2 protein-coding genes and 1 pseudogene are annotated in these 1,436 nt (G+C 69.7%); all 3 read left to right on the forward strand.

Translation table 11 applies throughout. The features are described from left to right. Positions 1 to 78 precede the first annotated feature (78 nt). Positions 79 to 189, forward strand: a pseudogene (locus EIZ44_RS46335) (helix-turn-helix domain-containing protein); the annotation flags it as partial. A 33-nt stretch (positions 190 to 222) separates the two neighbouring features. Then, positions 223 to 546, forward strand: a complete 324-nt coding sequence (locus EIZ44_RS45855) for a helix-turn-helix domain-containing protein (protein WP_240691576.1) — start codon at positions 223 to 225, stop codon at positions 544 to 546. Further along, positions 543 to 1,397: an IS3 family transposase gene (locus EIZ44_RS44380; RefSeq protein WP_240691577.1), complete on the forward strand. Its 855-nt coding sequence runs from the start codon at positions 543 to 545 to the stop codon at positions 1,395 to 1,397. The genes EIZ44_RS45855 and EIZ44_RS44380 overlap by 4 nt, the downstream gene beginning before the upstream one ends. The last annotated feature ends 39 nt before the right edge of the window (positions 1,398 to 1,436 follow it).

Below are 1,436 nucleotides of genomic sequence, written 5' to 3' on the forward strand. Positions count from 1 at the left end.
TGAACTGCGCCCCGGAAGTTGGACTGGGAATCCAGTTCCAGCTGTCCGGGGAGTGGTTCGTTGCATCCACACAGTTCGTTGTCTGAGTGGCAGCGGGCGTCCGCTGTTGCGTTGTTCGAGGACGGGTATGGCGCGAAGGCCGTGGCGTCCCGGTTGGGGGTGTCGGCGGGTGCCGTGCGACGCTTGCGTGATCGTTGGAGGCTGCGGAGCGCGGGAGCGCTGATGAACAAGCCAGGCAGGCGGTCGTTCGCGTTCGAGTTCAAGCTGGAGGTCGTGCGCCGGTATGTCGGCGGCGAGGCGACCGCGGCCGAGCTGGCGCGCGAGCACGGGCTGTCCTCGCCCAAACTCGTGGAGAACTGGGCGCGGGCGTATCGGCGCGAGGGCGAGGACGCGTTGCGGCCCAAGCCGAAAGGCCGTCCGCCCGGTGTCGCGGACTCGCCGGGTCCCGGCGAGCTGGAGCGGTTGCGGGCGGAGAACCTGCGGCTGTCGGCGGAGAACGCCTACCTAAAAAAATTGCGGGCCTTGAGGGAGCAGGGGCGAGGGTGAAAACCCAGGCCGTCGCCGCCCTCAAGGCCGACTATCCGCTGCCGGTGCTGCTGGCGGTCGCGGGCCTGGCCCGGTCGACGTTCTTCTACCACCAGGCCCGGCCCGACCGGCCCGATCCGCACGCCGGGCTCAAGGCCGCGATCGCCGAGGCGTTCGAGGCCGCCCGCGGCCGCTACGGGCACCGGCGCGTCCACGCGGTCCTGGTCCGCGCCGGCTGGCGGGTGGCGAAGAAAACCGTGCGCACGCTGATGAACGCCCTCGGTCTGGTCTGCCAGGTCCGGCGGCCGCGCCGGCGCCGGTCCTGGCCCGGGCAGCCCGGCACGGCCGCCGAGAACCTGCTCAACCGCGAGTTCGCCGCGGACGCCCCGGACACGAAATGGGTCACCGACGTGACCGAGTTCCGCATCGGCGACCGCAAGCTCTACCTCTCGCCCGTGATCGACCTGTTCGACCGGTCCGTGGTCGCCTACGCCTGCGGGCCGTCCCCGACGCTGGAGCTGACGAACTCCTCGCTGCGCGCCGCGATCGCGACCCTGCCCGCCGGAGCCCGCCCGCTGGTGCACTCCGACCAGGGCTTCCAATACCAGCACGCCTCCTGGCGCACCCTGCTCGCCGACGCCGGCCTGACCCAGTCGATGTCCCGGCGAGCCACCTGCCTGGACAACGCCGTCGCCGAGAACTTCTTCGGCCACCTCAAAGAAGAACTCTTCCACCACACCAAGTTCGACACCGTCGACACGTTCATCACGGCACTGCACGACTACATCGACTGGTACAACACCACCCGCATCTCCACCACGCTCCAAGGCCTGAGCCCGGCCGAATACCGAGCCCAGACCCCCGCCGCCTAACCTCCACATAACCAGTCCAACTTCCGGGGCCCAGTTCAC

This window comes from Amycolatopsis nivea (genome assembly GCF_004522235.1).
In the GTDB taxonomy this organism is placed as follows: domain Bacteria; phylum Actinomycetota; class Actinomycetes; order Mycobacteriales; family Pseudonocardiaceae; genus Amycolatopsis; species Amycolatopsis nivea.

Excerpts from the sequence above, each read along its gene's own strand:
- EIZ44_RS45855 (WP_240691576.1), top strand. The coding sequence starts at position 223 with ATGAACAAGCCAGGCAGGCGGTCGTTCGCGTTCGAGTTCAAGCTGGAG.